Source organism: Nocardioides marmoriginsengisoli, from assembly GCF_003725695.1.
In the GTDB taxonomy this organism is placed as follows: domain Bacteria; phylum Actinomycetota; class Actinomycetes; order Propionibacteriales; family Nocardioidaceae; genus Marmoricola; species Marmoricola marmoriginsengisoli.
Genome location: NZ_RJSE01000013.1, coordinates 1 through 805 on the forward strand (window position 1 = coordinate 1; position 805 = coordinate 805).

Annotated in this window: 1 protein-coding gene; it reads left to right on the plus strand. The window is 62.2% G+C overall.

From position 1 onward, the window contains the following. On the plus strand, window positions 1-805 hold an 805-nt coding region (gene cofG, locus EFK50_RS21305; protein WP_123229630.1), incomplete at both ends, for a 7,8-didemethyl-8-hydroxy-5-deazariboflavin synthase CofG.

Here is an 805-nt window from a genome sequence, read left to right on the forward strand (position 1 = left end):
GACCTCGATGAGGTGGTGGCGTTGTTGTCGGCGCGTGGTGGGGATCTTGAGCGGTTGATGGTGGTGGCGGCTCGGGTGCGTGATGTGGGGTTGGAGGGTGTGGGGCGTCCTGGGGTGGTGACGTTTTCGCCGAAGGTGTTCATTCCGGTGACGAAGTTGTGTCGTGATCGGTGTCATTACTGCACGTTTGTGGAGTCTCCGGGGCAGTTGGCTCGTGCTGGGCACGCGATGTTCTTGTCTCCTGATGAGATTGTGGAGATCGCTCGGGCTGGTGCGGTGTTGGGGTGCACGGAGGCGTTGTTCACGTTGGGGGACCGTCCTGAGGATCGGTGGCCTCAGGCGCGGGCTTGGTTGGATGAGCAGGGCTATGACTCCACGTTGGCTTATGTGCGGGCGATGGCGATCCGGGTGTTGGAGGAGACCGGGTTGTTACCGCATCTGAATCCGGGGGTGATGTCGTGGGAGGAGATGAATCGTCTCAAGCCGGTGGCTCCTTCGATGGGGATGATGTTGGAGACGACCTCGCGGCGGTTGTTCGAGACTCGGGGTGAGGCGCATTACGGGTCACCGGACAAGGACCCGGCGGTCCGGTTGCGGGTGTTGGAGGACGCGGGCCGGTTGGGGATCCCGTTCACGACGGGGTTGTTGATCGGGATCGGGGAGGACCTGGTCGAGCGGGCCGAGAGCATGTTCGCGTTGCGGCGGGTCGCGCGGACTTATGGTCATGTTCAAGAAGTGATCATTCAGAACTTCCGGGCCAAGCCGCAGACCGCGATGGGTCATAGTGATGATCTGGGGCTGGAGG